Source organism: Salibacterium lacus (genome assembly GCF_042684865.1).
Classification (GTDB): domain Bacteria; phylum Bacillota; class Bacilli; order Bacillales; family Marinococcaceae; genus Salibacterium; species Salibacterium lacus.
In genome coordinates, this window is record NZ_JBHUML010000002.1 from 228,589 (window position 1) to 252,290 (window position 23,702).

The 23,702-nt window shown below is 45.6% G+C and carries 40 protein-coding genes; 33 read left to right on the forward strand and 7 right to left on the reverse strand.

All coding sequences use genetic code 11. The features are described 5' to 3' along the window. Positions 1-236 precede the first annotated feature (236 nt). The gene (locus ACFSUB_RS01705) at positions 237-938 is read left to right on the forward strand and encodes a lytic transglycosylase domain-containing protein (protein ID WP_380711454.1); all 702 of its coding nucleotides are present in this window, start codon (positions 237-239) and stop codon (positions 936-938) included. A 57-nt stretch (positions 939-995) separates the two neighbouring features. On the opposite strand, the gene ACFSUB_RS01710 is transcribed toward ACFSUB_RS01705, so the two are convergent. Together ACFSUB_RS01710 and ppx are read right to left on the reverse strand one after the other, a co-directional pair. After that, on the reverse strand, positions 996-3,110 hold the full coding sequence (locus ACFSUB_RS01710) for an RNA degradosome polyphosphate kinase (protein ID WP_380711455.1): 2,115 nt from the start codon (positions 3,108-3,110) through the stop codon (positions 996-998). Positions 3,111-3,155: 45 nt separating this feature from the next. Beyond that, complete coding sequence (gene ppx / locus ACFSUB_RS01715; RefSeq protein WP_380711456.1) at positions 3,156-4,733, reverse strand: exopolyphosphatase; 1,578 nt, start codon at positions 4,731-4,733, stop codon at positions 3,156-3,158. Between the two features lie 177 nt (positions 4,734-4,910). Between ppx and ACFSUB_RS01720 the strand changes: the two genes are divergently transcribed. From ACFSUB_RS01720 to ACFSUB_RS01735, 4 genes are read left to right on the forward strand one after another with little or no spacing between them, the layout of a single operon-like run. Then, complete coding sequence (locus tag ACFSUB_RS01720; RefSeq protein WP_380711457.1) at positions 4,911-5,681, forward strand: metal ABC transporter ATP-binding protein; 771 nt, start codon at positions 4,911-4,913, stop codon at positions 5,679-5,681. A 2-nt stretch (positions 5,682-5,683) separates the two neighbouring features. Then, positions 5,684-6,556, forward strand: a complete 873-nt coding sequence (locus tag ACFSUB_RS01725; RefSeq protein WP_380711458.1) for a metal ABC transporter permease — start codon at positions 5,684-5,686, stop codon at positions 6,554-6,556. A gap of 54 nt (positions 6,557-6,610) precedes the next feature. Beyond that, positions 6,611-7,450, forward strand: coding sequence for a metal ABC transporter permease (locus tag ACFSUB_RS01730; protein WP_380711459.1), 840 nt, complete (start codon positions 6,611-6,613; stop codon positions 7,448-7,450). After that, positions 7,447-7,881, forward strand: coding sequence for a Fur family transcriptional regulator (locus tag ACFSUB_RS01735; protein WP_380711460.1), 435 nt, complete (start codon positions 7,447-7,449; stop codon positions 7,879-7,881). The genes ACFSUB_RS01730 and ACFSUB_RS01735 overlap by 4 nt, the downstream gene beginning before the upstream one ends. A gap of 88 nt (positions 7,882-7,969) precedes the next feature. Here ACFSUB_RS01735 and ACFSUB_RS01740 read toward each other — a convergent pair whose 3' ends face one another. The 4 genes from ACFSUB_RS01740 to ACFSUB_RS01755 form a co-directional block, all read right to left on the reverse strand. Next, the gene (locus ACFSUB_RS01740; RefSeq protein WP_380711461.1) at positions 7,970-9,094 is read right to left on the reverse strand and encodes a site-specific integrase; all 1,125 of its coding nucleotides are present in this window, start codon (positions 9,092-9,094) and stop codon (positions 7,970-7,972) included. A gap of 10 nt (positions 9,095-9,104) precedes the next feature. After that, entirely contained in the window at positions 9,105-9,452 is a 348-nt protein-coding gene (locus ACFSUB_RS01745; protein ID WP_380711462.1) for a hypothetical protein, read from the reverse strand. Continuing rightward, complete coding sequence (locus tag ACFSUB_RS01750) at positions 9,436-10,020, reverse strand: ImmA/IrrE family metallo-endopeptidase (protein WP_380711463.1); 585 nt, start codon at positions 10,018-10,020, stop codon at positions 9,436-9,438. The genes ACFSUB_RS01745 and ACFSUB_RS01750 overlap by 17 nt, the downstream gene beginning before the upstream one ends. A gap of 61 nt (positions 10,021-10,081) precedes the next feature. Then, positions 10,082-10,396 (reverse strand): helix-turn-helix domain-containing protein, encoded by a 315-nt coding sequence (locus ACFSUB_RS01755; protein ID WP_380711464.1) that lies wholly within the window; start codon positions 10,394-10,396, stop codon positions 10,082-10,084. 167 nt (positions 10,397-10,563) lie between these two features. Here ACFSUB_RS01755 and ACFSUB_RS01760 point away from each other — a divergent pair, with 167 nt between their 5' ends. From ACFSUB_RS01760 to ACFSUB_RS01830, 15 genes are all read left to right on the forward strand, one after another. Further along, a complete protein-coding gene (locus tag ACFSUB_RS01760) occupies positions 10,564-10,794 on the forward strand; it encodes a helix-turn-helix domain-containing protein (RefSeq protein WP_380711465.1) in 231 nt (76 codons plus the stop codon). Between the two features lie 16 nt (positions 10,795-10,810). Beyond that, positions 10,811-11,008, forward strand: coding sequence for a helix-turn-helix domain-containing protein (locus ACFSUB_RS01765; RefSeq protein ID WP_380711466.1), 198 nt, complete (start codon positions 10,811-10,813; stop codon positions 11,006-11,008). Continuing rightward, complete coding sequence (locus ACFSUB_RS01770) at positions 10,999-11,223, forward strand: DUF7667 family protein (protein ID WP_380711467.1); 225 nt, start codon at positions 10,999-11,001, stop codon at positions 11,221-11,223. Before ACFSUB_RS01765 ends, ACFSUB_RS01770 begins: the two co-directional genes overlap by 10 nt. Further along, positions 11,220-11,522 carry a hypothetical protein gene (locus ACFSUB_RS01775; protein WP_380711468.1) on the forward strand — a complete coding sequence of 101 codons (303 nt, stop codon included), beginning with the start codon at positions 11,220-11,222 and terminating at the stop codon, positions 11,520-11,522. Before ACFSUB_RS01770 ends, ACFSUB_RS01775 begins: the two co-directional genes overlap by 4 nt. A gap of 120 nt (positions 11,523-11,642) precedes the next feature. After that, complete coding sequence (locus tag ACFSUB_RS01780; RefSeq protein ID WP_380711469.1) at positions 11,643-12,125, forward strand: siphovirus Gp157 family protein; 483 nt, start codon at positions 11,643-11,645, stop codon at positions 12,123-12,125. Further along, positions 12,122-12,298 carry a hypothetical protein gene (locus ACFSUB_RS01785; protein ID WP_380711470.1) on the forward strand — a complete coding sequence of 59 codons (177 nt, stop codon included), beginning with the start codon at positions 12,122-12,124 and terminating at the stop codon, positions 12,296-12,298. Before ACFSUB_RS01780 ends, ACFSUB_RS01785 begins: the two co-directional genes overlap by 4 nt. Beyond that, a complete protein-coding gene (locus tag ACFSUB_RS01790) occupies positions 12,295-12,924 on the forward strand; it encodes an ERF family protein (RefSeq protein ID WP_380711471.1) in 630 nt (209 codons plus the stop codon). Before ACFSUB_RS01785 ends, ACFSUB_RS01790 begins: the two co-directional genes overlap by 4 nt. A 52-nt stretch (positions 12,925-12,976) precedes the next feature. After that, positions 12,977-13,600: a hypothetical protein gene (locus tag ACFSUB_RS01795; RefSeq protein ID WP_380711472.1), complete on the forward strand. Its 624-nt coding sequence runs from the start codon at positions 12,977-12,979 to the stop codon at positions 13,598-13,600. Continuing rightward, entirely contained in the window at positions 13,597-13,839 is a 243-nt protein-coding gene (locus ACFSUB_RS01800; RefSeq protein WP_380711474.1) for a hypothetical protein, read from the forward strand. The genes ACFSUB_RS01795 and ACFSUB_RS01800 overlap by 4 nt, the downstream gene beginning before the upstream one ends. 174 nt (positions 13,840-14,013) lie before the next feature. Beyond that, positions 14,014-14,373 carry a hypothetical protein gene (locus tag ACFSUB_RS01805; protein WP_380711475.1) on the forward strand — a complete coding sequence of 120 codons (360 nt, stop codon included), beginning with the start codon at positions 14,014-14,016 and terminating at the stop codon, positions 14,371-14,373. Between the two features lie 12 nt (positions 14,374-14,385). After that, a complete protein-coding gene (locus ACFSUB_RS01810) occupies positions 14,386-14,616 on the forward strand; it encodes a hypothetical protein (protein WP_380711476.1) in 231 nt (76 codons plus the stop codon). A 28-nt stretch (positions 14,617-14,644) separates the two neighbouring features. Continuing rightward, positions 14,645-14,833, forward strand: a complete 189-nt coding sequence (locus ACFSUB_RS01815) for a hypothetical protein (RefSeq protein ID WP_380711477.1) — start codon at positions 14,645-14,647, stop codon at positions 14,831-14,833. Between the two features lie 269 nt (positions 14,834-15,102). Next, positions 15,103-15,255, forward strand: a complete 153-nt coding sequence (locus ACFSUB_RS01820) for a hypothetical protein (RefSeq protein WP_380711478.1) — start codon at positions 15,103-15,105, stop codon at positions 15,253-15,255. Next, entirely contained in the window at positions 15,252-15,692 is a 441-nt protein-coding gene (locus ACFSUB_RS01825; protein WP_380711479.1) for a hypothetical protein, read from the forward strand. The genes ACFSUB_RS01820 and ACFSUB_RS01825 overlap by 4 nt, the downstream gene beginning before the upstream one ends. Further along, complete coding sequence (locus ACFSUB_RS01830; RefSeq protein WP_380711480.1) at positions 15,689-15,811, forward strand: hypothetical protein; 123 nt, start codon at positions 15,689-15,691, stop codon at positions 15,809-15,811. Before ACFSUB_RS01825 ends, ACFSUB_RS01830 begins: the two co-directional genes overlap by 4 nt. A gap of 222 nt (positions 15,812-16,033) precedes the next feature. Here the strand turns inward: ACFSUB_RS01830 and ACFSUB_RS01835 are convergent, their stop codons facing one another. Further along, positions 16,034-16,192, reverse strand: a complete 159-nt coding sequence (locus ACFSUB_RS01835; protein ID WP_380711481.1) for a DUF6364 family protein — start codon at positions 16,190-16,192, stop codon at positions 16,034-16,036. Positions 16,193-16,323: 131 nt separating this feature from the next. Between ACFSUB_RS01835 and ACFSUB_RS01840 the strand changes: the two genes are divergently transcribed. The 13 genes from ACFSUB_RS01840 (at position 16,324) to ACFSUB_RS01900 (ending at position 23,697) form a co-directional block, all read left to right on the forward strand. Further along, positions 16,324-16,488, forward strand: a complete 165-nt coding sequence (locus tag ACFSUB_RS01840) for a toxin-antitoxin system HicB family antitoxin (RefSeq protein ID WP_380711482.1) — start codon at positions 16,324-16,326, stop codon at positions 16,486-16,488. A 308-nt stretch (positions 16,489-16,796) separates the two neighbouring features. Continuing rightward, the gene (locus ACFSUB_RS01845) at positions 16,797-17,663 is read left to right on the forward strand and encodes a Lin1244/Lin1753 domain-containing protein (protein WP_380711483.1); all 867 of its coding nucleotides are present in this window, start codon (positions 16,797-16,799) and stop codon (positions 17,661-17,663) included. Then, positions 17,638-19,659 (forward strand): DnaB-like helicase C-terminal domain-containing protein, encoded by a 2,022-nt coding sequence (locus ACFSUB_RS01850; protein WP_380711484.1) that lies wholly within the window; start codon positions 17,638-17,640, stop codon positions 19,657-19,659. Before ACFSUB_RS01845 ends, ACFSUB_RS01850 begins: the two co-directional genes overlap by 26 nt. Continuing rightward, a complete protein-coding gene (locus ACFSUB_RS01855) occupies positions 19,659-19,904 on the forward strand; it encodes a hypothetical protein (protein ID WP_380711485.1) in 246 nt (81 codons plus the stop codon). Before ACFSUB_RS01850 ends, ACFSUB_RS01855 begins: the two co-directional genes overlap by 1 nt. Positions 19,905-19,920: 16 nt before the next feature. Further along, the gene (locus ACFSUB_RS01860; RefSeq protein WP_380711486.1) at positions 19,921-20,076 is read left to right on the forward strand and encodes a hypothetical protein; all 156 of its coding nucleotides are present in this window, start codon (positions 19,921-19,923) and stop codon (positions 20,074-20,076) included. Beyond that, on the forward strand, positions 20,073-20,225 hold the full coding sequence (locus tag ACFSUB_RS01865; RefSeq protein WP_380711487.1) for a hypothetical protein: 153 nt from the start codon (positions 20,073-20,075) through the stop codon (positions 20,223-20,225). The genes ACFSUB_RS01860 and ACFSUB_RS01865 overlap by 4 nt, the downstream gene beginning before the upstream one ends. Continuing rightward, positions 20,212-20,727 carry a hypothetical protein gene (locus ACFSUB_RS01870; protein WP_380711488.1) on the forward strand — a complete coding sequence of 172 codons (516 nt, stop codon included), beginning with the start codon at positions 20,212-20,214 and terminating at the stop codon, positions 20,725-20,727. Before ACFSUB_RS01865 ends, ACFSUB_RS01870 begins: the two co-directional genes overlap by 14 nt. Further along, positions 20,720-21,508, forward strand: coding sequence for a hypothetical protein (locus ACFSUB_RS01875; RefSeq protein ID WP_380711489.1), 789 nt, complete (start codon positions 20,720-20,722; stop codon positions 21,506-21,508). Before ACFSUB_RS01870 ends, ACFSUB_RS01875 begins: the two co-directional genes overlap by 8 nt. Further along, on the forward strand, positions 21,509-21,910 hold the full coding sequence (locus tag ACFSUB_RS01880) for an HNH endonuclease (protein ID WP_380711490.1): 402 nt from the start codon (positions 21,509-21,511) through the stop codon (positions 21,908-21,910). Beyond that, positions 21,900-22,724, forward strand: a complete 825-nt coding sequence (locus ACFSUB_RS01885; RefSeq protein ID WP_380711491.1) for a DNA-methyltransferase — start codon at positions 21,900-21,902, stop codon at positions 22,722-22,724. Before ACFSUB_RS01880 ends, ACFSUB_RS01885 begins: the two co-directional genes overlap by 11 nt. 9 nt (positions 22,725-22,733) lie before the next feature. Further along, complete coding sequence (locus ACFSUB_RS01890; RefSeq protein WP_380711492.1) at positions 22,734-22,922, forward strand: hypothetical protein; 189 nt, start codon at positions 22,734-22,736, stop codon at positions 22,920-22,922. 170 nt (positions 22,923-23,092) lie between these two features. Beyond that, positions 23,093-23,281, forward strand: coding sequence for a hypothetical protein (locus ACFSUB_RS01895; RefSeq protein WP_380711494.1), 189 nt, complete (start codon positions 23,093-23,095; stop codon positions 23,279-23,281). Then, a complete protein-coding gene (locus ACFSUB_RS01900) occupies positions 23,278-23,697 on the forward strand; it encodes a single-stranded DNA-binding protein (RefSeq protein WP_380711495.1) in 420 nt (139 codons plus the stop codon). The genes ACFSUB_RS01895 and ACFSUB_RS01900 overlap by 4 nt, the downstream gene beginning before the upstream one ends. Positions 23,698-23,702: the final 5 nt, after the last annotated feature.

Here is a 23,702-nt window from a genome sequence, read left to right on the forward strand (position 1 = left end):
AGCTGTCCCTTCAGTGTCCGGGACAGCTCTTCTTTTGTATTTGATAAAAACAGACAGCAGGGAGGGGACACCGTTAAAACGTTTCAAACAGGCAGGAGCCGGTTTTGTTGACGAAGTCGTAAAAAGATAGCACAATCAAAAATTCCGGCTTCCGCAGGACCTCCATGTTTAGGACATAAAATGTGGGGGTAATACGGGCAGGGTCGGCTTCAAAGCACTTGTAAAATGAAACGGAGGTGGCATCACTGAAACACGTATCTTTAACATGGACAACCTTTCTGCTTCTCCTTCTTTTTCTGATGACTGGATTTGATCAATCCCATTTGAAAGAACTGAAGGGGAAGAGTGCGGAACTGGAGAAGGCACAAATGTTGAACGATAAAGCGTCATTTCTGACTAAATCCGAAGAGCTGTCCTGGGATGCAGGATACCACGAGTGGAATGATGCGAGACAGGCGGCGGAAATACTGAAAGAAGAGAGTGGTGGATCTTTCCAAATCGATTGGGGAACTTATATGGTATATCAAGCAGAAAAGAAAGACATCCCGCCGTCTCTTGTGTTTGAACTGCTGAAAGTGGAAACCGGCGGCACGTTCGATCCAAAACTGACAGGCCCACCTACAAAATACGGACATGCCTATGGTCTGGCGCAGTTTATGAAAAATACCGGGCCGTGGATCGCGGACATGGCTGATCTGCCGTATTCGCATTCGATGTTATTTGACCCATTTTATTCCATTCAGCTTTCCGTTGAATATCTTCATTATCTGCACGGAGAATACAGAAACTGGAACCAGGCACTCACGGCCTACCACCGCGGAGTCGGCGGTCTTGAGGAGTATGAAGAAAAACACGGCCATGCCCGGAGTTGGTACGCAGAAGAAATTCAAAATAAAGCAGACCAGCTTGGAGACCTCACAGAAAAGGGGCAGCCGTAATGCAAAAAGGACCAGCAGTCATTGAAACTGCTGGTCCTTTTTGATTATAATCTGTATCTATTCGTCTTGATGATCAATAAAACGGGCGGCGTGTTCAAACAGCCTGAGCTGGCTGTTGACAGCCTCCTCATTTTCTTCCCGGGCCACGTAACGGTACTTGCCGTTACTATCTTGAATCCGGGCTTTTTCATTGTCATTTAAGGTAATCTCAAGTACAGTTTTCAGCCGCGCTTTCAGTCTGTCATCCAGTATCGGAAACATGATTTCAATACGTTTTTCCATGTTTCTTGTCATCCAGTCTGCCGAAGAGAGGTAATAGGACTCTGTCCCGTTATGATGAAAATAAAAGATGCGGCTGTGTTCGAGAAATCTTCCGACAATACTGCGGACATTAATGTTGTCGCTGATGCCTTTGATACCCGGCCGCAGGCAGCAGATTCCGCGAACAATCAGATCGATTTTCACACCGGCGCGGGAAGCTTCATACAGCTTAAGAATGAGCGGCTTATCGGTAAGAGAATTCATTTTGGCAATGATGCGTCCTTCGCCGTTTTTTTCGTGAAAAGCAATTTCTTCATCCATATGCCGCAAAAGCTCGTCACGGATCTCCATCGGGGAAGTGGAAATATGGTTCCATTCCGGCTTCGTACGATAACCACTCAGGTAGTTGAAGAAGTTTGTCGCATCTTCCCCGACATCTTCTCTTGATGTAATCCATCCCATATCAGTATACAACTTGGCGGTGGAATCGTTGTAATTTCCGGTTCCTAAATGGACGAAGCGTTCAATGCCGTGGGACTGTCTGACAACAAGTGTAATCTTGCTGTGGGTTTTCAGCCCGGTTATCCCGTAGATAACATGCACGCCTGATTTTTCCAGCTTTTTGGCCCATTGGATGTTATTTTCTTCATCGAACCGGGCTTTTAGTTCCACCAGCACTGTTACCTGCTTGCCGTTTTCTGCAGCTTCGGTGAGGGCATGGACAACCGGGGAATCCCCGCTCACCCGGTAAAGCGTCTGCTTAATGGCGAGAACAGCCGGATCTTTTGCTGCAGCGGTGATAAAGTCAATAACGCCCTGAAACGACTCATACGGGTGATGCAGAAGAATATCCTTGTTTCTCGCAACATTCAAGACGTCCTCTGTCTCATCTATCAAATCTTCGGGAGGCTGTGGAATTAATGTTTCGTAAACGAGGTGTTCCGATTCTTCAGCCATTTGACTGTACAACTGAAAAAGGAACGTTTGATCGAGCGGACCTCTCAGCCTGTACACGTCGTTTGGGTGAATTTCAAGTTCCTCTGTCAGATAGTGGAGAATTCTTTCGTCCATTAAACCGATTTGGTATTCAAAGCGGACGGCAGCTCCCCATTTTCTTTTTTTCAGTTCTTTTTCAATTTCGACGAGCAGATCCCGGGCTCCTTCCTCATGAATGGTGAGATCAGCGTTTCTGGTAATGCGGAACGGAGAAACAGAAATTACTTTATAACCTACAAACAGTTCCCCGATAAATTCGCTGATCACATGTTCAAGCATAATTAACTGTTTCCGGTTGGGGGAAGTGCCGGGCATTTCAATATAACGGCTCAACACGGCAGGAACCTGAACGATGGCGATCTGTTCATTATGTACCTGATTGGTTTCCTTTAACAGCACAGCCAAGTTTATGGACTTGCTCAGCAGGATAGGAAACGGGCGGTACGCATCCACTGCGAGAGGAGTGAGTACAGGAAAAATATACTCCCGGAAATAATTGCGGAGATACCCCATCTGTTCCGCGCTTAATTCTTCCATTGTCAGAAATTCAATGTGCTCCTGATGAAGAAGAGATGTCAACGTTTCTGTAAAAAAATTGTCCTGAAGATGGGTTAGTTCCCTTGTTTTTTCGGTGATTTTTTTCAGCTGCTGTTTCGGCGTCAGACCCGCCTTGTTTTCCGGTTTATTGTAGCCGGCTGCCACTTGATCTTTCAGACCGGCAACCCGGACCATAAAAAATTCATCCAGGTTGGAACTGAAAATAGCGGAGAACTTCAAACGTTCAAGCAGGGGATTTGTCTCATCCAGTGCTTCTTCCAGCACTCTTTCATTAAAAGCAAGCCAGCTCAGTTCCCGGTTATTATAGTAAGCAGGGTTATTCAAATCCGGTTCCAGCTGTGTATCAGAAGTCATCATTTGTTCACCTATCCTTACCATACATCGTTCAAGTTTATTTTAACATTAAAATGTAAAGGATTTATTAAGCTCACTTATAGGATAGAAATGAAGTGTAATTTTTCGTTTTAAAATTTTCTCCACGTGCTTTTTGTACTTCTGGCTTTTCATTTCTTCAAAGTAGCTGTAAGTCCCTTCCCTGCATCCTATGTATAGATCGATCGATTTACTATCATTTTGTACTGCTGAAACTTCCTGGACGACCTGGCGTTTTGTCCGGTCCAGGGCATACGACAATTTCAGAATACTTCCGAGAAGTTCATAACGCTTAAATTCTTTTTTGGAGACATAGTTCTGAAAAGGGGGGGACAGGCGTTTCATCCACGATTTTGATTTAAAAGAAGCAATGAATGCCATAGCGAGCCTTTCAGAATGGGGGATACCGTCAATAGAGCGGTTCGTCAACACGTAAAATGTATGCTGGCTGCTCGTCTCGTTACTGATGAAATCCCCGATATACAGCACCCGCGCACTTTTTTTCAGAAGGGGAACATTATCTGGGCATTTCAGTTGTTCAGGGATGCTTTCTTCAAGTTGAGCATACAACGTACGGGCGAGACTTCCCACTTCCTGGACGTACTCTTCGTTCATCTCAAACTCCCGGCTCAGTTGAAAAAAGCTTTCTTCCGCCACTTCCGGAAGTGCGTGCAATGCATGTTCGCGCAGCAGTTCTTCAAAGAACAATCCTTCACGCAGCCCCTTGCTGCTCATCATGAAATATTCAGACTGGAGATAGGAAATCAATTCATGAATGACCCGCACGGCTGGAATAATGACGTCTGCCCGGTCTTTAGAAAGACCTTCCATATTTTCCCGCTGCTTAAACCCGGATTTTTCGAAGTTCTGCAAAACATCCTTGATATCAACAGCTGTCATTTCATACTGGTGCAGCCCGGAGAGAGGGTAGTCACATTGCGCTTGATGAACAAGCGCCATGTTTCTGGCACTTCCGCCTATTCCGATGACAGGAAGGCCGGACGCATCCTGAAGCCAGGGCAGGGATTTAAACTGCTCGAAGAGAAACTCGGAAAGCTGTTTTAAGTCTTCTTTCTGTGGATCCCGGCCGGGGAAAAAGTTTTGTTTTAACGTCAGGGCACCAAATGGGAAGCTGTGTGTGTGGATCAGGGTTTTATTTTTAAAAAAAGTGATTTCGCTGCTTCCGCCACCGATGTCTATGGAGATTCCATCTTCTACAGCAGTGGAATTAACAACGGCAAGGTACCCGTAATACGCTTCTTCATCTTCTGTCAGAACGCGGATGTTCATCGAGGTGCCGGCGTGTATGTAATCCAGAATGTCCTGTTGATTGGAAGCATTCCGCACCGCTGCCGTCGCCACCGCTTTGACACGATCTACACCATGGTGGGTGATGACTTCTTCGAATTGACGAAGAGATTCTTTCAGAATATTCATACCTTCTTCGGTAAGATTGTTAAAGCTGTCGATATGGTTATTCAATCTTGCTACCAGTTTCAGGTTCTGCAGTTCTCTTGTTCCTTTTTTTTCATCCAGTTCATTAATCACAAGGCGGATGGAGTTGGAGCCAATATCAATCACCGCTACTTTTTCTTTCGTTGTCATCATATGTCCGAAATCGCTCCCTATTATTTAGATCATTGTAATTTTATGATAAACGGTGCAAAGAAAAAGAACAAGCACGATAAATGTGATATAGTTTACAATGAAAGCACGATAATGTATACTTACCTTTATGTAAATCGTAATAATTACGATTGTTATAATAAGGGAGGATTCCCGCTCATGGACGATAATCGTATCAATAATATGATAAATATGAACAATATAACATTTCAAAGAGGATATCAAACGATTTTAAACGGTATTGATTTATCTGTGGATAAGGGAGAATTTTTAGGACTTGTAGGGCCGAATGGTTCAGGAAAATCGACCCTGATTAACATTATGCTCGGACTGGTTGAGCCTGATGCAGGGACCATATCGTTGTTTGAGCAGCCGCTGACAAAATTCAGGCACTGGGAGAGGATTGGTTATGTACCGCAGAAAGCAGCCTCCGTTAACCTGGGATTTCCCGCAACGGTTTATGAAGTCGTCTCCATGGGGTTGTTTTCTAAAGTTGGTCTTTTCCATTTTTTAAAACGGCACCATAAAAAGAAAATTGATGAAACGTTGGAGCAGGTTGGGATGCTGGAGTACAAACACCGTAATATTGGAGAATTATCGGGGGGGCAGCAGCAAAGAGTGTTCATCGCCCGTGCATTAGTCAGTGATCCGGACGTTTTAATTCTGGACGAGCCGACAGTTGGTGTAGATGCTGCTGCCGTGCAGCATTTTTATCAGCTGTTGTCACGTTTAAACCGGGAACAGGACCTTACGCTGTTACTGGTAACTCATGATGTAGGGGTCATGACAAAGTACGTAAGTCATGTGGCCTGCCTGCAGCAGACTCTTCATTTTCACGGTTCAGCAGAAGATTTTGAAGATAGTGACCTACAGTCAATGTATGGAGACAATATTGAGGTACTGTCCCATCAGCACGGGGGGCACGGTTAAAAATGGAGGTCTTTATACAATATGATTTTCTTCGGTATGCGCTGATTGCTGGAATATTGATTGGATTCACGGCACCGGTTTTAGGGGTTTTAATCGTGGTGCGCCGGCTTGCCCTGCTTACAGATGCCTTGTCGCATATCACCTTGACCGGTATTGCTTTTCATCTGTTTTTGTCTCAGACGCTTTCCATTCTAACAGGGATCAGCCCGGTATATATGGGTATGGTTTTTGCAGCTTTTGGTTCTATTCTGGTGGAAAAACTCCGCACGGCATACACCGCTTACCAGGAACTGGCTGTTCCGATTATTTTATCAAGTGCTATCGGACTCGGCGTTATTTTCATTTCTTTGGCTGACGGGTTCAATCAGGATTTATTCTCGTATTTATTTGGAAGCATCATTGCTGTCAGCAAAGGAGATCTTGGAGCGGTTACAGGGATCACCATTTTTGTAACGATTGTGCTGATTCTGTTCTATAAACAATTTCTTTTTATCGCATTTGATGAAAATCAGGCGCGTGTCAGCGGCATTCCGGTGAAAAGCATGAATCTGCTGTTCATCATTATGACAGCGCTCGTTATTGCCACGTCCATGCAGCTTGTCGGAATTCTTCTCGTCTCGTCTTTGATGACGCTTCCTGTAGCAGCCGCGCTTCAGGTGGCTGAAAGCTTCCGGCAGATGTTTGTATATTCCGTTATTGTCGGTGAAGCAGCTGTTTTGAGCGGCATGGTTTCAGCATTTTATCTGGATGTTTCATCCGGCGGAATGATCGTATTGGCCGCCCTTGTGCTTCTTTTTGTTTCCATGATGTACCGTAAGGCATCTGGCAGAGCTGTTTTTCATCCGGGACGTCAAAAGGAAGCAGCGGTGGAATAAGTTGCAGTTACAGAGACTTTTCTTATACAATAATGACAATGAAGATGTGATAACATGATGGACCTTACATTTTTGGAACGGGGAATGATTGCGGCTCTTTGTATCGGAATGATTGCACCGCTTCTTGGCACACTGCTTGTGGTACGGCGCTCTTCGATTATTGCCGATTCCCTTTCGCACGTGACGCTGACCGGTATTTCCGCGGGAGTGCTGATTGGTGGAACATTTGAATTTTTACCTGTACATCCGCTTTATGCAGGATTTGCTTTTTCTCTTGCAGGTTCGCTTTTTATCGAGAAATTAAGACAGGAATATGCATCGTTTCAGGAGCTGGCCGCCCCGATTATTTTATCTGCGGGTATTGGATTGAGTGCGGTTTTTATGAGTATGGCACCTTCGGGGCAGAATGAGTGGTATGATTATTTATTCGGAAGCGTTGTATCGGTCGGGGAAGGAGATCTTCTTTTTATACTCATCACCTTCCTCGTCTCGGTTGTATTGTTTGTCGTTTTCTTCAAAGAGCTGGTTTTTGTTTCTTTCGACCAGGAAGGAGCCGCGGTATCCGGAATCCATATGAAAACCATCAATTTTCTGTTCTCATTTTTGACGGCATTGGTTATCTCCATGTCCATGAAAGTTGTTGGAATTCTGCTGGTTGGAGCACTTATTTCACTTCCGGCCGCTGCGGCGCTGCAACTGGCTAAGAGCTTCCGGGCCCTTGTTCTGTGGAGTATTATTATCGGTGAGACGGCCGTTATATCAGGCGTCATTGGTTCGTATCATTTAAGTCTTGCGACCGGCGGATCCATCGTCGTATCTGCAGCTCTGATTCTTGGAGCTGTTCTTCTATGGAAGCCGCTGTCACGTATTTTCAGCAGGAGGAATCCATTATGAATGTAGATCAGGCACTTTCCCTTTTAAAGGAAGAAGGATATAAATTCACCGGCAAACGCGAGCAGATGCTTTCTGTTTTTGCTGAAGAAAAACGTTATCTGTCCGCCAAAGAAATTCTTGCCGCTCTACAGGCTGACTATCCCAATGTAAGTTTTGACACAGTGTATCGTAACCTGTCCCTTTTTGAAGAGATGGAGATTCTGGAAGTGACAGAGCTTGATGGAGAGAGACGTTTTCGGTTTCACTGCTCCACAGATCATCATCACCATCATCTGATTTGTCTTGACTGCGGAAAGACCAAACAGGTTCATGCCTGTCCGATGGAATGGATTAGTGGCAGAAATGACGAAGAATTCGAAGTGACTGGTCATAAGTTTGAAGTATATGGCTATTGTGCAATGTGCTCTGATAACAAATCTGTGACATCCTGATAAATAGGGATGAAATGGTTTATTGAAGTAAAGAGAACGAAAAGAGAAAAGGGAATGACCACGATTTGACCACCAAAGGGTGTTGTGGTCATTTTTGATTCATCGCTCGTTCGAATTCATTGGCGGATTCTTCTTGTAAATTTTCCGTGACATGGCTGTATAAATCGAGCGTGATATCTATGCTTTTATGGCCAAGTCTTTCCGATACAACTTTTGGATGCTGCTTTAATTCCAGGCTGATTGTGGCATGAGTGTGGCGTAAATCGTGCATCCGGATACGGGGGAGTCCCAATTCTTTGGATAGCTGGACGAGACGCTCCCCGGCGTGCCTCATGGACATAGGTTTACCGTTATAGCTAAGGAATACAAGGTTATCGTCTTGGTGTCGTTCTCCTAACTTCATCATAATCTGTTTCTGCTTCAATAATTGACTGTTCAAAACGCTCATTACGTGGTCAGATGCCTTGATGGTTCGCCGGGATCCGTCTGTTTTAGCATCTTGCAGTATATGACCTTGACCACGTGCCCACGCCATTGTTCGATTGACCTGTATGCGATTGTTTTCAAAATCAATGTCTTTCCACTTCAAGCCATATATCTCACCTTTACGCATGCCTGTCCATATCGCGAGGACGAAAACAGGGTAGATAATGGTGTTTTCTTTGGCGTGGTCAAGAAACTGTTTGGATTGTTCGAGCGTCCAAGTCTGCATTTCCTTTCGCTTTCCTTTCGGTGGCGTCACTTTGTCCATGACATTTTTGGATGCGACCTCCCACGTGACGGATTTACTGATCAAAGCTCGTAACACATTGTGGATGGATAAAATGTACTTAGGAGTGAGCCCTTCTTTCAGCATACGATTGTAATACTTCTGTATGTCGATGGGCTTTAACTCATCGACATAAGCATGTCCAAAAGCCGGGATCAACCTATTATTAATAATGCTTTTGTACACGGAGAAAGTAGAAGGGCGGTAGTTCATTTCCTCCATTTCAATCCAATCTTCCACAAAATCCTTTAACATCATCTTTTTGGTGTCTACAAATTCATCATGCTGCAACAAGTGAATCATGTCATTCATGGCTTTTTCGCAGTCTTTGCTGTTCTTAAATCCGCCTTTGGTCTTTTGCTTTCGCTGGCCGGTAGAGGGATCCCGCCCGATATCAATAGTGAACGAGTATGATTTCCCACGTTTCCGTACGTAACCGCGCATATTATTCCTCCTATAGTAATTTTTCACGGACGTCTAATTGCATCACCTCCTCCAAAGCGTCCATATACACGGCCAGATAATCAATATCCTGCAACTGATCATCCGGGATTTCTAAATCATCGCACAATTTCAGTACGTTTTTGGTGCTGACGCCGAAACTGTTATCCTCGCAGGGGTCTCGAATCAATTCTCCAATGGTTATCGTCAATACTTTCAAATCTTCATGCAAATCTTCTGGCGGTATTTCTTCAAAAGGCCCTTGCAGCTTAAACCACGTGGCGTGATCGCTTAAGTCAGCAGGGAGAAACACCATCTGAGGATACTTCCCTCCGTCAATTTCTTCATAGAAGACTTTCATAATCAATGACCTCCTGCCCCGTTTGCTTTTTCAGTTTATTCATAATCCGCCAGGTCTCGCTTGTCCATTTATCAGGATCGTAGCTTGTCCGACGGCTCTTCTTTTGATTGCTGACATAAGACTGTACCTGCATGTCCTTACGTCGCAACTGCTGCAGACGGTCTTTGACAATCAAAATAGGGAGCTCAAAAGCACGGGAAGCCTCGTGTATATTATCATACTGACGTATTAATGGCTCTGGCATGGAGGCGTACAGGCTAAACCAAAAAACCTGTTCTTCCTGCAGGCGTTTTAAACCAAATGGAATGTCACGTTGATCCCCTACATGCTGAAAGATGTGCCCTAACTCGTGAAAGAAATCCTTCCGTCGATACTCAATAGGCATGTTTTCTTTTAGGAAAATGATAGCACAGTCATCCTCATACACAGCTTTACTACGGTACTTGGTAGGGACGATGTGGATATCAAACACCTCGCACATCCCCTCTATCGACAAATCTTCTACTGCAGTAATCCCCTTTGCTGCATACATCTCATTAACCCATGATTCCAGCCTCGTTTCAAACATATATCCCCCTCCTTAAAAACATATGTTCTCCTTTTATTTGAAAGAAAAAACCCTTTGCGGGTTATTCCTTTTTAAACTGTTCTTTCATTTTTCGGTACTTTGCCAATTCCTCTTTTAAATATTCTTCTTCGTCATCAGACAGACTGTCGCCGCCATCGCTAAACATAATGTTAGGCTTGGATTCCATACCCAGTAGATAATCACTTGTGACCTCCAAGAAATTAGCAATCTTAGTGATCTCTTCATCAGAAACTGGTCGCCTTCCATTTTCTATTCGATTCATAACACTTTGGTTTATATCAACTTTGTCAGCGAATTGCTTTTGCGTTAGACCTTTAACTTCTCTCAATTGTCTAATCCGTTCGCTTGTGTCCATAACGTTACCTACCTTTTCTGATATAGCAACTTCATCTTAGCACGTTTCTAAAACAGAAATAAATATTAATTTCTAAAATAGCAATAAAAGTTATTGACATTGCTGAAATAGCAATATATAATGAAATTAATCAATTGCTGAAACAGCAATAAAAAAGGAGGGTGACAATGAATTATTTCAACCTACCGGGTATTAAATCCCGTCGCGAACACCTAAACATTTCGATGCAGGAAATGGCTCGCGAACTGGGATACAAGAACGCTTCAACGTACATGAAATATGAAAACGGGACGTATTCCTTTCGTGCACATCATGTCCCTATTCTATCGAAAAAACTGGATATGTCTATAGATAATCTCTATTTTTTTAATCAAGAAATTGCTAAAACAGAAATTTAATAAAGGAGGATCGTTCATGAATAAACAAGATTTCCCGCTGGTCATGGGGACGAAAGATGTTCAGGAAGTATTGGGCGTGGGCTACACCAAAGCAAAAGAAGTGATGCGGCAGCGTGATGTACCTTCTTTCCGTGTAGGCCGGTACAACAAGATTTACCGCGAGGACTTTTTCGCTTGGCTGGAAAATCAAAAGGAGGAATCCCCATGTATGTAGTCCACCGCGTCGCAGAACTCTTGGTCCTATCCCAGCACCGCCCTTTGACCGAGCACGAGCAGAAGGAATGGCGCGAATCCGAGCAATTCCTCATCAACCGCGAATGGAACCTTGCCAAGCTGAAAAACTTCTCGGAAATGGCGCACATGACGGATGACACGGAATGGCAACACGAGATTTGCGAAAAACTCGAACGAATGGAGGAAGCGCAATGAATATGGAGCAGAAAGTTGAAGCGCTACAGAAGGAAATTGAAGAACTGACGGGGCAACATCCGCACATCGAAGTTATCTTTCACGATATCAAGAGCGAGGAATCGGCGCAAAAGGCAGCTGAAATCATCGAAAACGAAACCGGGAGAACAAAAGAAAGGCTGAGCAGAGGCGGATACAACTGGTTCGATTTTGAAAACAGCGTTTTAGATGATATTCACTACACTGCATTTTTCAAGGAGGGATACCATGCTGGAAAACCCGATGCTCCAACCACTCCCGTGGGAACACGAGCCGATTGAATGCTACTGGTGCCAGCAGCACTACGACCGCGAGCTGATTGACCGCGACGGGCTGTGCGTCCATTGCGCGGAAGATGACGTTGACCCTGTGCTACACATTTTGAATGGAGGAATGAATCAATGAAATTGTACGAATTAACTGACAGCTACACTCAGATACTGGACATGATCGAGGAAGGCGCTGACCGAGAATCTTTGAAAGACACACTGGATTCTATCGAGGAAGCGGTAGAGGAAAAAGTAGACCGCATCGGTATGGTGATGAAAACACTGGAAGCCAGTGAAAAAGCCATCAAAGAGGAAGAACAGCGACTCTCTCAGCGAAAAAAGCATTACCAAAGCGAACGAGAGCACTTAAAAGACTACTTGGAACACCAACTCACCACCATGGGAAAAACGAAGGTGAAAGGCACGATGTTCACCGCAGGTATCCAAAAGAATCCGCCGTCGGTAGATGTCATGGAAGAAGAACACATCCCGAAAAAGTACTACATTGAGAAGCCGCCGCAACTGGACAGAAAAGCGCTGCTGGATGCGGTCAAAGGCGGCGAGGATATCAAAGGCGTGGCGATCAAGCAAACAGAAGGGATGCGGTTACGATGAAAGTAGAATTTCCCAAATTGATAAATAACAAAAATCAATTAATCGACTTGCTTGAAGAAATATTCGATGAATCAAGGTATTTAATGTCAGAGAACAAGGATTTAAAAGAAGAAAACGAGATCATCCAGCAAGCGAATGAAGAATTGAGACAGCGATTGGAGGAAGAAGAATGAGTGAAGAAAAGAAGCTATTCGAAAAACTACTAAACGTGCAAAAAGAATTAAAGGCTCCTAAAGCTCATTTCAACTCTTTTGGAAAATACAAATATCGCTCTGCAGAGGACATATTGGAGTCTGTGAAGCCTCTGAACGCTGAAAATGAACTGCTGCTCACAATCACAGATGAACCTCTATTAGTCGGAGACTGGCACTATATCAAGGCGACAGCTACGATTACAGACGGCGTAGAAACACACACAGTCACTGCTTATGCCAGGGAGTCGCTAACTAAAAAAGGGATGGATGAAAGTCAAATCACCGGAACAGCTTCGTCTTATGCAAGGAAATACGCATTGAATGGATTGTATCTCATTGATGACACAAAGGATGCAGATACAGACGAGTATCAGAATCAAAACAATAAATCGAAAACGAATAACTCAGCTCCAATGATAACAGCCGAACAACGCAAAGAACTTGTGACCAACATCAACTGGCTCGTCGAAAACCGGGGTGAAACGCAAGAGAAATGGATCCAAGCACTCGGCGTGTCAGAGTTGAACAAACTAACGGAATCGCAGGCGAAAGAGGCAATTGAGAAAGTGAACAATTGGGTTGAGCAGGCGAAGAAATCAGCATAAAAAGAGAGCTGCGCACAACAGCCCTCCACACACCTAAAAAGGAGCGATATAAATGATTGTAACACAAAGTGGACTGACTGGATATGAGGCAATTAAAGCAGCAGTCGAGGAAGGTAAGAAGATAAAACAAAGCTATTGGAATGACGGCGTGTACATTGCACACGAGGAAGAAGATAGTGAAATTATCGCCTTTTCCCTCAGCGGAAGGTTAATGCACAGTTTAAAACTGGATGCGCTGAACGAGAAAAACTGGCAGGTTGTCGAAGAAGAACCATCATTCCAAATTGACGATTGGGTTGTCTATGACGGCTCGCTACAAAAGTATATCGGAAAAGTCATGAATATTGAAGCTAATTTTGATGTACTGACTGACTACAGATCAGCTGGCGGAGCACCGCAATATTTTGGATATAGCGAGCTACGCCACGCCAGCGAAGAAGAAATCGAGAAGGAGAAAGAACGGCGGAAGTGGAGAGGTGTTGGAAGAGAAAAAGACGAGTATAAAGTAGGCGATATTGTTATTAATCTCATTTCCGGTAGCGTGGACGAAATAACAAGCAAGTATGTATCTGGGGGATGGGGTATACGACGAACTTTTGGGCCTATGTACAATGATTCTATCACTCTCGTAACTCCAGTAGAACATCGCTTCGATAAGGCAGGTGACAGCCAATGATCCCCCAACTCTACCTTGTCAGCATCCGTCTCATCGACCGCATCGAACAAAGCTGCGTAGACTACCAGCATTACTACATCACGTATGCGCTCACACGCCAATCTGCGGAAGAAGAAATACGCAGCCGTCACATCTTACCACCGCATCAAGCCATCTACATCAACGTGCAGGAGTCACAGATCCCTGCCGATATATCACCGGACATGGAAGGGGCGCGATACCATGAAGCACCTTTCTAAAATCAGCGGCACAGAGTGGGCGGTGCTGGCTGCATTCATCGCCTCTCTCACCTTCCTCATACTTGTGATCGAATGGACATCTTGAAGCTATACACGACGCTGAATATAGGATCTGTGTTGATATTTCTAGCAATCTACTTTTTAGCGAGAAGATAAAACGAAAGGATGAACAAAATGATTCACAAAGAGGATTTAAAGGATTATCTTGCGGAAAGCGAGAGGAAAGAACACGAAAAGAAACTAGAAGAATTCATAGACAAAGCAATAAAAAGAAACGCCTTGGCAGGGAACACGACTTTTCATATAAGCACAGGAGAGTACACACAAGACGGCAGTAGAAAAACGCCATTCTATGATATATGGAATACAAAAGGGCTATCTATGGAGAACAGGAGAATTGTTCAAACTAGGATCATCAGTAAATACAGAGAAAATGGCTTCGAAGTGGTAGAAACGTCTATTGACTGTGGGTGGCACAACCAATATGAAGCCCTGAAATTTAATAATATAGACAAACTTGTCACTGACGAATAGCGAGGCGATAGCATGGGACGAATACAGCAGGCTGACCGTGAATTCTCGGCGCACAAAGACAAGCTGCGGCAACTCTTTGAATCCGGCGCCCTCACGATAGACAACATGCAAAGCTTTGAATACCACGCTCACCACTGGTTTAAATGGGGCGCGGAATGCAAGAAGGCTGGACTGTTTGAGGATGAGAAGCAGCAGGATGATGTCGGCGAAATGGACTTGATTGAGCTGCTTAGTAGCGAATAGGACGGAATATGTGAACGGAGGTAAAGATATGCGGGCGACATCATTATGGAATGACTCTTTTACTATTGAGTACGCCGATAAAGGCAAAGTGATTGAGAAAATTACATTCAAAGGGAGTCTTAGAGGAGCTATGCGCCACGTATTACACAAATATGACTATGGATGCGCTGATTTTTATACCTCTGACGGAAAATGGCTGAAAGAAATAATGTGGTGAACATTTCGACCATTATGCAAAGGAGTTGTGGAACTATGGATTGGGATATCATTTGTCCACATTGTCACCAAACCAACCCGCCTTTTCTTGATGAAAACAGCGAGCAGGAAAATGTGAAGTGTGTCTGCAAAGATTGTGAAAATCCCTTTTATGTAACGTTGAAAATACACTTGGATTATCGAACAGGGAAGAACCCGCTATAACGTAAATCTATGATTACACGCACAAAACAGGGGCACACGCTGCCCCTTTTCTATAAGGAGGCCACTATGACACCACTCGAACAAATCCAGCGCCAAGCCGAGGACATCGACACGTACCGCACCCTGCTGCATGACATCCTTGCGTGGATGAAGACGATGCCGTCACCGCCGCCCGTGCTGTATATGAGAATCCGGAATGAATTGGAGGATGACACATGAAGCGTTACTTCTACATCACCCCGGAAGACTATGAGACAGCCGCGTCCAATGGCATCAAGACAGCCACCCTGCACACCCGCGTACACCTCAACGGCTGGGATATTGACCGCGCTGTCACCCAGCCGGTGCGCCGAAAACGAAGTCATGGCGACTGGCCTAAAATAGCGGAGGCAAACGGGATATCCAAGCACCGGTATTACACCCGTGTCTATCATGGCTACGCGCCGGAACGTGCAGCTACCATGCCGCCCCTCACTTTGGAAGAGAGAGTGGACAAAATGACGAGAGACCGCCGCCGATTTACGGACGAGCAAATCAGACGAGCGAGGGAACATGGCGTGTCACGCCGATTACTGCAACAGCGTGTGGTCAAGCAGCACTGGGACGTAGAGCGAGCTATCACAGAGCCTGTAAATATGAGGAGGGAGAAAGTATGAGAACGCACGAATACTGCGCCATCTGCGGCGAAGAATTAGAAGCTGAATACGTGGACGTCGGCATAGGCTTTCAGCAAGTGACGGAAGCCGATTGCCCGCGTGGGTGTATAGATGAATAGGAGGGATAGCATGAACGTCTATGACATGTCTTCGACAGAAGCAGAGATATTGCTTGGTATCAAAGTAGGGTAGCTTAGCTGCCCTTTTCTCAGCACCTTAAAGCGAACACACGTGCTTCCACAAAATGGTTTTACGACAAAAATAAGGAGGGTAACCGACTATGATGTGTCGATCACCCCCGACTGCTGCTTATCCATGATTTAGTCCTCCAGATGATTGTCTTAGGTGTTGTCGTCATCACCTTCCAGATCATCAAGTTTGTTTTCTAGTAAATGTTCAATTTCCTTTGCTACAGAGCGTTTGTTTCTTTCAGCTTGTTCTTCGATTTTTTCAAACAGATTTTCGTCCATCCGCAGTGTAAATCGTTTTCTATCAGCCATTGTCTCTTACTCCTTTTTTCGTTTATGTGGTGTCTGTTTGATACCATGTTACATCAAAAATATTATTTTGTAAACAGGTTGACGTCAGATTTATGACATGGTACATTATCAATACAGGAGGTGACGTCACATTGAAGACAAATGATGACCGCATCAAGTTCTCTCTTCGTCTCAACCAAGAGATTAGTCAGAAGGTTGAGGAAGCAGCCAAACGAGAGGGTGTTTCCAAGAACGTTCTGATTAACCGTCTCCTGCTAGAAGAGGTTCAACAAGATCAAAAAGATGCCGGTGCATAGATTGTACTGGCATCGCCCCATAGGAGGGAGGTGGTACATCATTTAATTCGGACGTTCTTCTGTTTGATTGGACAAGCTGAAAGATTACTAACTAAAGGAGGGTTGAACATGGAAAAGCAGGTTGTGGAATTGGACGACATGCCAGCAGGTACGGTCATTGAGACCAGTGACATGATGATTGTGGGGAAGGGACAATAAAAAATCCCGCTGCGGCAAACAGCGAGATCATGCGCTCGTTAAATAATTGGTAACCCTATTATATCACGGGTTCATAGCGGGCGCAACCCTTTTTCAGAGGGGAGGAGAACATGAAAGAGGCATATTATTTTTCACACGACCAGAACGCACGAAGAGACCCTAAGATATTAGCCATGAGAAGCGATTACGGCAGCGAAGGTTACGGACGGTATTGGATGATAATCGAAATGCTGTCAGAGCAAGAAGATTACAAACTAAAGCATGCCAAATGGGTAACCAATGCCATTGCCATGGAGTTGCTATGCGATGCCAATAGCGCCGAACAATTTCTAAATGACTGTGTTAATGAGTACGAATTGCTTCAATCTGACGGTGAGTTTTTCTGGAGCGATTCCCTTATAAGACGCATGGAAGTGAAGGAAGAGAAGCGACAAAAGAAAGTGGAAGCTGGCAAGAAGGGCGCAGAAAAACGTTGGCACAACAGTGATTCAGAAGGCAAAGGAAAGGAAAGCGATGGCAGTGCCATAGCAGATGATGGCGGCGCCATAGCACAAGATGGCAAAGGAAAGGAAAGTAAAGGAAAGGAAAGTAAAAGAAAATATAGAGATTACGTCTATCTCACCGACACGGAATACGGAAGACTCGTCAAAGACTATGGGGAAGAATTAACGAACAAAAAGATCCGGGATTTAGATGATTATATCGCTATGAAGAAACCTGGTTACAAAGATCACAACAGAGCTATTCGTAACTTCATAAGGAGAGATCAAGAGGACGGCGTCCTCCCGAAAGACTTAAAGGAACAGAAAACAGACAAACCCAAAACCGAAAAAGAAGTTCTAGAGAATCGGTATCGGGAAGTGCAGGAGGAATTGAACAAAGGATACGATTACTTTTTCGATCGCGCCATAACCGATCATTGGGATGACTTGAAACAGGAGGCGGCAGAGATTGAACAACAACTTCGATCTAATTAAAAGCGCAGTCAGTCTCCTTGACCTTATCGGGGAGGATGTGGCTTTAAAGAAATCCGGGCGGATATATAAAGGTGCTTGCCCTTTTCACGATGACAACACGCCTAGTTTTGCGGTGTACGAGCAGGATAACCGATTCCATTGCTTTGGGTGTGGGGAAACCGGTGATGCGGTGGACTACGTGATGAAAAGCCGCAGCTACCCTTCGCATCTCGAAGCCATGCAGGAACTGGCGCAGCGGTACAACCTTCAACTACAAGACGTAGACACCGAAAGCATCAAGCGCAAGAACGCCAAGAAGAAAGAGGAAAAGGACGAATTTATCGGTTACTATCGTCGCCGTGCGGAAGCAGCGCGCTACCTCGAATCAAGAGGATTCACAGACGGCGAGTTGAACAGCAAAACATTCGCCCTCGGCTATGACGATCAGGAAAATGCTCTTGTCATTCCGTTCATGAACGCATATGGCGAGGTTGTCGGACGGGTTCACCGGTATCTGGAAGAGGACGCGCAGCCGAAATACAAAAACAGCGCCGAATCCGAGGTTTTCCAGAAAAATGAGATGCTTTTCGGATTTGATAAAGCGCGGAAAGAAGTTGCCCAACAGGACGATGCGCTGTATTTGGTAGAGGGCTACTTTGACTGCATGGCGATGTATCAGATGGGGGTCGGCAAAACTGCCGCCTATGCGTCCGCACATATCACAGACGGGCAAGCCCATTTAATTAAGCGCCATATCAAGTCGGATGTGAAGATTTACCTTATACCGGACAACGACGACAGCGGCTGGAAGTCCGTGCGGAAGAACCTGCGCACATTGCGGAAACAAGTAAAAAACCGTGTATCGGTCGTGACTCTGCCGGACGGTATCAAAGATGCGAATGACCTTCTGCTATCGGACTATGAATTGAAAGATGCGCAGATAGAGTCTTTTGAAAAATACTTGCTGCGCGAGGACTTGGAGAACTGCCTTGAAATTGAAGATGAATACGATGTTGCTTTCGATTGGGCGAAAAAAACCCCGAACGCCATGATACGCGGCGATATGGCCGAGTACCTGGCTGAACGGTGGGATAAGCCGATAGCGACCGTCAATGACTTCATGAAAGGGCAGGTAAAGCTGAATCATGCCAGTAAGCTAAAGACCGGAACAGAGGCATATATCAACCTTGTCGAGCGCACGCAGGATAAGACACCGAAAATCAAGACAGGGTTAAAGCCTATCGACATGATGACATCCGGCATGATGAAAAAGGAAGTCTGCTTCATTCAAGGAAAATCTGGATCCGGGAAAACGACCATGCTGCTGAATTGGATTTACCACGCGATTATGCATGAAGGGCGCAATGTCTTGTTCAGCACTCTTGAAATGCCGGCGGAGTCCATTATCGGGCAGTTGATTCAACGCCATAACAGCGAAACTAAAGGCAAAATGGAACAGCGAGCCGATGAAGGCAGTTTTGATGAAGGCGTGGCGGAGTTGCTAGATACCATTGACAAGCGCATGCGGATGGTGGACGAGGACAGCCAGAGCGTGGAAGACATCGAGCATTTCACCAATGAAGCCAACGTAAACGCCTTTGACGAACCAGCGGACATTATATTCATCGACTATTTCCAATATCTGAAGATGAATGAAGGAGCAAACAGTTACGAGCGCACGTCCGAAACCGCAAGGGCGATGAAAGGGCTGGCGAAGCGCCTGAATGTACTGGTTGTGGTTTTAACACAGGTGAACCGTATGTCCGGCGGTGGCGGATCCGGTAAGACGACGAAAGAAAGCAGCAAGGACACCAGTTCCATCGAGGACACCAGCGATTACTTGTTAGGCATATACCGACCAGCCAGCGACCCGAACCTGACAGAAGATGAAAAACAGGCCATTCAACATGAAATGTACTGCCAAGTACTGAAAAATCGGTTCGGCGCAGAAGCAGATGTGAAACTTTGGTTCGACGGAATGACGAAAAAAATAGAAGACGGAAAGGGGCGCTTTTGATGGAATTTTATTCGCTCGAGAAGTCATATGTTCATTTCTTTATGAGAACTGTCCTTCGTTCACATAGAGAGAGTGCAACAGAACGGATACAGGCCATGGATCAACTGGATAAACTCACCGAAATGATAGGTCATTTCGATAGCATAGAAGAATTGCAAAAATATTTAGGAACTAATAACGGGAAGATGCAGCGTGAGATTGAGGCAATGACAGATGAGGAATGGGAAGAATTCTTGCTTAGGTGAGAAAGGGGCGGTTCTAATGCACGACATAGCAGCGCACAAAGAAAAGATACTCCTGCAACGGATTCTCTTGAATAAATTACGCGCCGGAGAGTTGGATGAATCCATCGTCCTCCGGTTGACAGACCGCATCGGGCATGAGTGCTACGAAGCCGGAAGGAGGGTGCGACGGTGACCAAACAAGAGCGAGTGGACGAAGCCATCGACGACACGCTGTACCAATTCTACGCCGGTACGCTGACAGAAGAAACGCTGGAAGAAAACCTACAGACGGCGAAGAACCTTTCCTATGAAATGGGGTGCGACGAGTATGAAGCTAGTTGACTACATCAACGCACAGGAGGATGGCTACACCGACGAGCAGATAGCCGAGGCAGCGGGGATGACGCTGAAAGAATTGCATGACTGGAAAATTCAGCAGGGCTTTGAAGTACCCCAATCGCCTGCAGAAGAACGCCTGCCGAAAGAAGATTATCTGGCTCACAAAGACGACGGATGGCTTGACGGGGATATCGCCAAGAAGTACGGCATGGCACGCACCACCATCAGCAACCTGAAAGCAAGGTGGGGTATCCGGCCGGGGAACCGGGAATCGACACGAATCAAGCGGGGCAATCCCCTGACGGAAAAAGAGAAAAAGGCGACGCTGACACGCGAGAAATACCTGAGTGGCAAAGCGTACGGCAAGACCGATGCCGCCATAGCACGAGAATACAAAATCAGGCCCAAGAGCCTGCACGAGAAGAAGAAAAAGTGGATGGCAGAAGAACCGCTGGCAGACGAGAAACGCCGATACGCTGTCAAGAGTGAGCGAGCGCATGTTTGACGGCATCCGCAATCCGAAAGTGGAGCATCAGGACTATGTGAGCGGAGAGGTGACGACATGGTACATGACGGAGGAACAGATGAAAGAAAAATGGGGCGAGCGTTTGGAAGCGACGGAAGAAAACTATAACACGTTGAAAGAAAAAGGATTGCTCGACAAGGATATTGCAGAAAGGTTCGCGATAAAACCGCCGATTCTATCGCAGAAAAAGAAGCAGTGGCGCGAAGAAAGATGGGCGAGAGAGGACGCCGAGAAGGAAGACCCAGTGGCAGAGAAAGTCGATGAACGAGAGGTAGAGAGCGTGGACGAGACGGCGGAGGGATCGACGGACGATACGGATTGGGTGCAACGGTATGAGGATATGAAAAAAGAACGTGACGAATGGATGGAAAAGCACGAATCAACCGTGCAGGACTATGACTTGCTGAATCAGGAGTTTAGCGACATGGAAGTACGAGCGTTGCAAGCAGAGGACGAACTCGAACGCTACAAAGAAGCAGCTGAGGGGCAGACGGAAGTATTCAACCGCACCGGGCAGGCGTACAAGGAATTAGAGAAAGAACGGGACGAGTGGAAGCGAGAGGCGGAAGCGAAAGACAAACTGTACACAGATGCGCTGACAGATTATGCGTTAGTAGCCGAAGAACGGAAAAAGGAACTTACCTTCCGTCAAGCGCTGGAAGAAAAGGTGGAGTATTACGAGAACGGCAACGCCAGCCGGATGCAGAAGGAGAACGACAACTTCCGTCAAATCATACGCAGCATGGCTGAGGTGATATGAGTGATACCCAAGCCGAGCCAGCAAAAGAAACCGCGCATCGTGCCCAAGCGAAAAGACCGAGCGCAGATTGACTCCAAGAATTACAACCGCGCTCTTGAAGAATACGGAGCGTACTGCCAAGTGTGCGGCGACCCCAATATCGACATGCACCACCGCACGTTCCGGTCGCAGGGAGGGCGCAAAGGATACCGTAATCTTGTTCCGTTATGCCCTACCCACCACAGAGAGGCGCACCAAAGCAGAGAATCAGCAGACTACTGGCGAGAGAAGGCAAGGCAAAAATACGGCGAGTATTACGACTGCGATAAATACGACTTGTGGGAAATGGATGAAATCGAGCAGCCGAAAGACGACTTGTTTGAGCGATTTATGCAGAGGGAGGAAACAGCCAATGGGCATTAAAATGGAACTACACCATGACCATTTTCAAAATTTTAAGAGGTACAACATTCCGAGGGCACAACTTGTTATAGCGGATATTCCTTACAATTTAGGAAAGGACGCTTACGCCTCGAGCAACCAATGGTATGTCGATGGAGATAACAAAAACGGAGAAAGCGAGCTGGCAAACACCTCTTTTTTTAAAACAGATGAAGATTTCAATATTGCTGAATATATGCACTTCTGTTCCAAGTTGCTGAAGAAAGAGCCGAAAGAGAGAAATCAAGCGCCGGCCATGATTGTTTTTTGCTCATTCCAACAGATACCAATGGTTCAACAATACGGGGAAAGATATGGGTTCAAAAAATCATACCCGTTGCACTTCATCAAGAATACGAGTTCGCAAGTGTTGAAAGCAAACATGAAAATCGTAGGAGCTACAGAACATGCCGTAGTTTTGTATCGTGATAAGCTACCGAAATTTAGAAACGGGAAGACAGAAACAACAAAAGGTCAAATGATTAAAAATTGGTTTGAGTGGAAGCGAGACAGCGCCAAAGAGTACCCCAAAGCGCACCCTACACAAAAGCCTGTAAGCATATTAAAAGAGTTAATTGAGATTTTTACAGACGAGGGTGATGTAGTAGTTGACCCATGCGCAGGAAGTGGAACGACTTTAAGAGCTGCGTACGAACTGAATCGAAATAGCTTTGGTTTTGAAATTGAAAGAGAGTTTTATAACGCGGCGCTGGAAACAATTATGAACCCCAATAAAATAAATAAGACGGAGCAGTTAAGCCTTGAAAATCTGCTTGCTGCAGAACAAGCGAAGTGAGGCGATTGAATGAGTTACGTACTGCAAGTGAAAGAGCCTTATATCGTAAAAGAAGCAATGCTGAAAAACCAAACACACCAGTCTTTTAGGTGGAAAGATGTTGCTATTTGCGATGGAAAAGAAGAGTTGATAGCTTTTGCTGGACATCATTACAAAGATCCTCGTGAAGAATGGAGAATTGAAGAAAGACATTGGTGAGGAGTGATCCGATGAAACGCTACGTCCAGGAGAAAACGGAAACCCGACCGGACGGAGAACGGCTGCAGGTCGTGGAAGTACACAAGAGCCAGCCGAAACACTTTTCTTATATCGTATTTGAGCGAAAGTAAAACTCACCCATCATCTATCATACAGCAAGGAGGGCTTACATGCTACACGCAGAGCCATTGGACACTCAGCGCTTCAAATTGACCGAGAACGGTGCTTACGTCGGTATGCTGTTCCCGATGCTCGGACGGTGGGGCTACAAGCTGTACGACGGGTACGAAGGCACAGCGCAGACGGAGTTTGAGGCACGCAGCCATATTCAGGAGAGATTAAGGAGGACGAGAGGATGAACAACGTCAGCATGACGGGGCGAGCCGTCCGCGATATAGAGCTTAGGTACACCGGTCAAGGCAAGCCAGTAGCCAACGGAACGATGGCGGTACAACGGAATTTCAAGAATCAGAATGGCGAGTATGAGGCTGATTTCGTGGACATTCAGATTTGGGGCAAAACCGCAGAAGTAGCAGCTAACTATATTTCCAAAGGGCAGAAGTTTGCGGTAACAGGAAGAATTCAGACGCGCATGTACGAGAATAAATACGGGCGCAATGTGAAGTCTACAGAAGTCAATGTGAATGATTTAGACCTGCCGGAGAGGAATAATTCGAGCGACAATCAAAACAGCACACAGCAGTCGCAGGGTGGCTCAGATGACCCATTCGCTGGCGAGCAAACGGATATAAGCGACTCAGACCTTCCTTTCTAAAATAT

Bases quoted from the DNA above. Each gene is read 5' to 3' on its own strand.
- ACFSUB_RS01780 (WP_380711469.1), top strand. From the start codon at position 11,643: ATGAAATTGTACGAATTAACTGACAGCTACACTCAGATACTGGACATG.
- ACFSUB_RS01810 (WP_380711476.1), top strand. From the start codon at position 14,386: ATGGGACGAATACAGCAGGCTGACCGTGAATTCTCGGCGCACAAAGAC.
- ACFSUB_RS01845 (WP_380711483.1), top strand. From the start codon at position 16,797: ATGAAAGAGGCATATTATTTTTCACACGACCAGAACGCACGAAGAGAC.
- ACFSUB_RS01775 (WP_380711468.1), top strand. From the start codon at position 11,220: ATGAATATGGAGCAGAAAGTTGAAGCGCTACAGAAGGAAATTGAAGAA.
- ACFSUB_RS01735 (WP_380711460.1), top strand. From the start codon at position 7,447: ATGAATGTAGATCAGGCACTTTCCCTTTTAAAGGAAGAAGGATATAAA.
- ACFSUB_RS01800 (WP_380711474.1), top strand. From the start codon at position 13,597: ATGATCCCCCAACTCTACCTTGTCAGCATCCGTCTCATCGACCGCATC.
- ACFSUB_RS01820 (WP_380711478.1), top strand. From the start codon at position 15,103: ATGACACCACTCGAACAAATCCAGCGCCAAGCCGAGGACATCGACACG.
- ppx (WP_380711456.1), bottom strand. From the start codon at position 4,733: ATGATGACAACGAAAGAAAAAGTAGCGGTGATTGATATTGGCTCCAAC.
- ACFSUB_RS01730 (WP_380711459.1), top strand. From the start codon at position 6,611: ATGATGGACCTTACATTTTTGGAACGGGGAATGATTGCGGCTCTTTGT.
- ACFSUB_RS01745 (WP_380711462.1), bottom strand. From the start codon at position 9,452: ATGAAAGTCTTCTATGAAGAAATTGACGGAGGGAAGTATCCTCAGATG.
- ACFSUB_RS01770 (WP_380711467.1), top strand. From the start codon at position 10,999: ATGTATGTAGTCCACCGCGTCGCAGAACTCTTGGTCCTATCCCAGCAC.
- ACFSUB_RS01860 (WP_380711486.1), top strand. From the start codon at position 19,921: ATGCACGACATAGCAGCGCACAAAGAAAAGATACTCCTGCAACGGATT.
- ACFSUB_RS01835 (WP_380711481.1), bottom strand. From the start codon at position 16,192: ATGGCTGATAGAAAACGATTTACACTGCGGATGGACGAAAATCTGTTT.
- ACFSUB_RS01895 (WP_380711494.1), top strand. From the start codon at position 23,093: ATGCTACACGCAGAGCCATTGGACACTCAGCGCTTCAAATTGACCGAG.
- ACFSUB_RS01725 (WP_380711458.1), top strand. From the start codon at position 5,684: ATGGAGGTCTTTATACAATATGATTTTCTTCGGTATGCGCTGATTGCT.
- ACFSUB_RS01870 (WP_380711488.1), top strand. From the start codon at position 20,212: ATGAAGCTAGTTGACTACATCAACGCACAGGAGGATGGCTACACCGAC.
- ACFSUB_RS01765 (WP_380711466.1), top strand. From the start codon at position 10,811: ATGAATAAACAAGATTTCCCGCTGGTCATGGGGACGAAAGATGTTCAG.
- ACFSUB_RS01890 (WP_380711492.1), top strand. From the start codon at position 22,734: ATGAGTTACGTACTGCAAGTGAAAGAGCCTTATATCGTAAAAGAAGCA.
- ACFSUB_RS01900 (WP_380711495.1), top strand. From the start codon at position 23,278: ATGAACAACGTCAGCATGACGGGGCGAGCCGTCCGCGATATAGAGCTT.
- ACFSUB_RS01760 (WP_380711465.1), top strand. From the start codon at position 10,564: ATGAATTATTTCAACCTACCGGGTATTAAATCCCGTCGCGAACACCTA.
- ACFSUB_RS01815 (WP_380711477.1), top strand. From the start codon at position 14,645: ATGCGGGCGACATCATTATGGAATGACTCTTTTACTATTGAGTACGCC.
- ACFSUB_RS01750 (WP_380711463.1), bottom strand. From the start codon at position 10,020: ATGTTTGAAACGAGGCTGGAATCATGGGTTAATGAGATGTATGCAGCA.
- ACFSUB_RS01740 (WP_380711461.1), bottom strand. From the start codon at position 9,094: ATGCGCGGTTACGTACGGAAACGTGGGAAATCATACTCGTTCACTATT.
- ACFSUB_RS01720 (WP_380711457.1), top strand. From the start codon at position 4,911: ATGGACGATAATCGTATCAATAATATGATAAATATGAACAATATAACA.
- ACFSUB_RS01855 (WP_380711485.1), top strand. From the start codon at position 19,659: ATGGAATTTTATTCGCTCGAGAAGTCATATGTTCATTTCTTTATGAGA.
- ACFSUB_RS01710 (WP_380711455.1), bottom strand. From the start codon at position 3,110: ATGATGACTTCTGATACACAGCTGGAACCGGATTTGAATAACCCTGCT.
- ACFSUB_RS01790 (WP_380711471.1), top strand. From the start codon at position 12,295: ATGAGTGAAGAAAAGAAGCTATTCGAAAAACTACTAAACGTGCAAAAA.
- ACFSUB_RS01805 (WP_380711475.1), top strand. From the start codon at position 14,014: ATGATTCACAAAGAGGATTTAAAGGATTATCTTGCGGAAAGCGAGAGG.
- ACFSUB_RS01795 (WP_380711472.1), top strand. From the start codon at position 12,977: ATGATTGTAACACAAAGTGGACTGACTGGATATGAGGCAATTAAAGCA.
- ACFSUB_RS01885 (WP_380711491.1), top strand. From the start codon at position 21,900: ATGGGCATTAAAATGGAACTACACCATGACCATTTTCAAAATTTTAAG.
- ACFSUB_RS01825 (WP_380711479.1), top strand. From the start codon at position 15,252: ATGAAGCGTTACTTCTACATCACCCCGGAAGACTATGAGACAGCCGCG.
- ACFSUB_RS01875 (WP_380711489.1), top strand. From the start codon at position 20,720: ATGTTTGACGGCATCCGCAATCCGAAAGTGGAGCATCAGGACTATGTG.
- ACFSUB_RS01830 (WP_380711480.1), top strand. From the start codon at position 15,689: ATGAGAACGCACGAATACTGCGCCATCTGCGGCGAAGAATTAGAAGCT.
- ACFSUB_RS01755 (WP_380711464.1), bottom strand. From the start codon at position 10,396: ATGGACACAAGCGAACGGATTAGACAATTGAGAGAAGTTAAAGGTCTA.
- ACFSUB_RS01785 (WP_380711470.1), top strand. From the start codon at position 12,122: ATGAAAGTAGAATTTCCCAAATTGATAAATAACAAAAATCAATTAATC.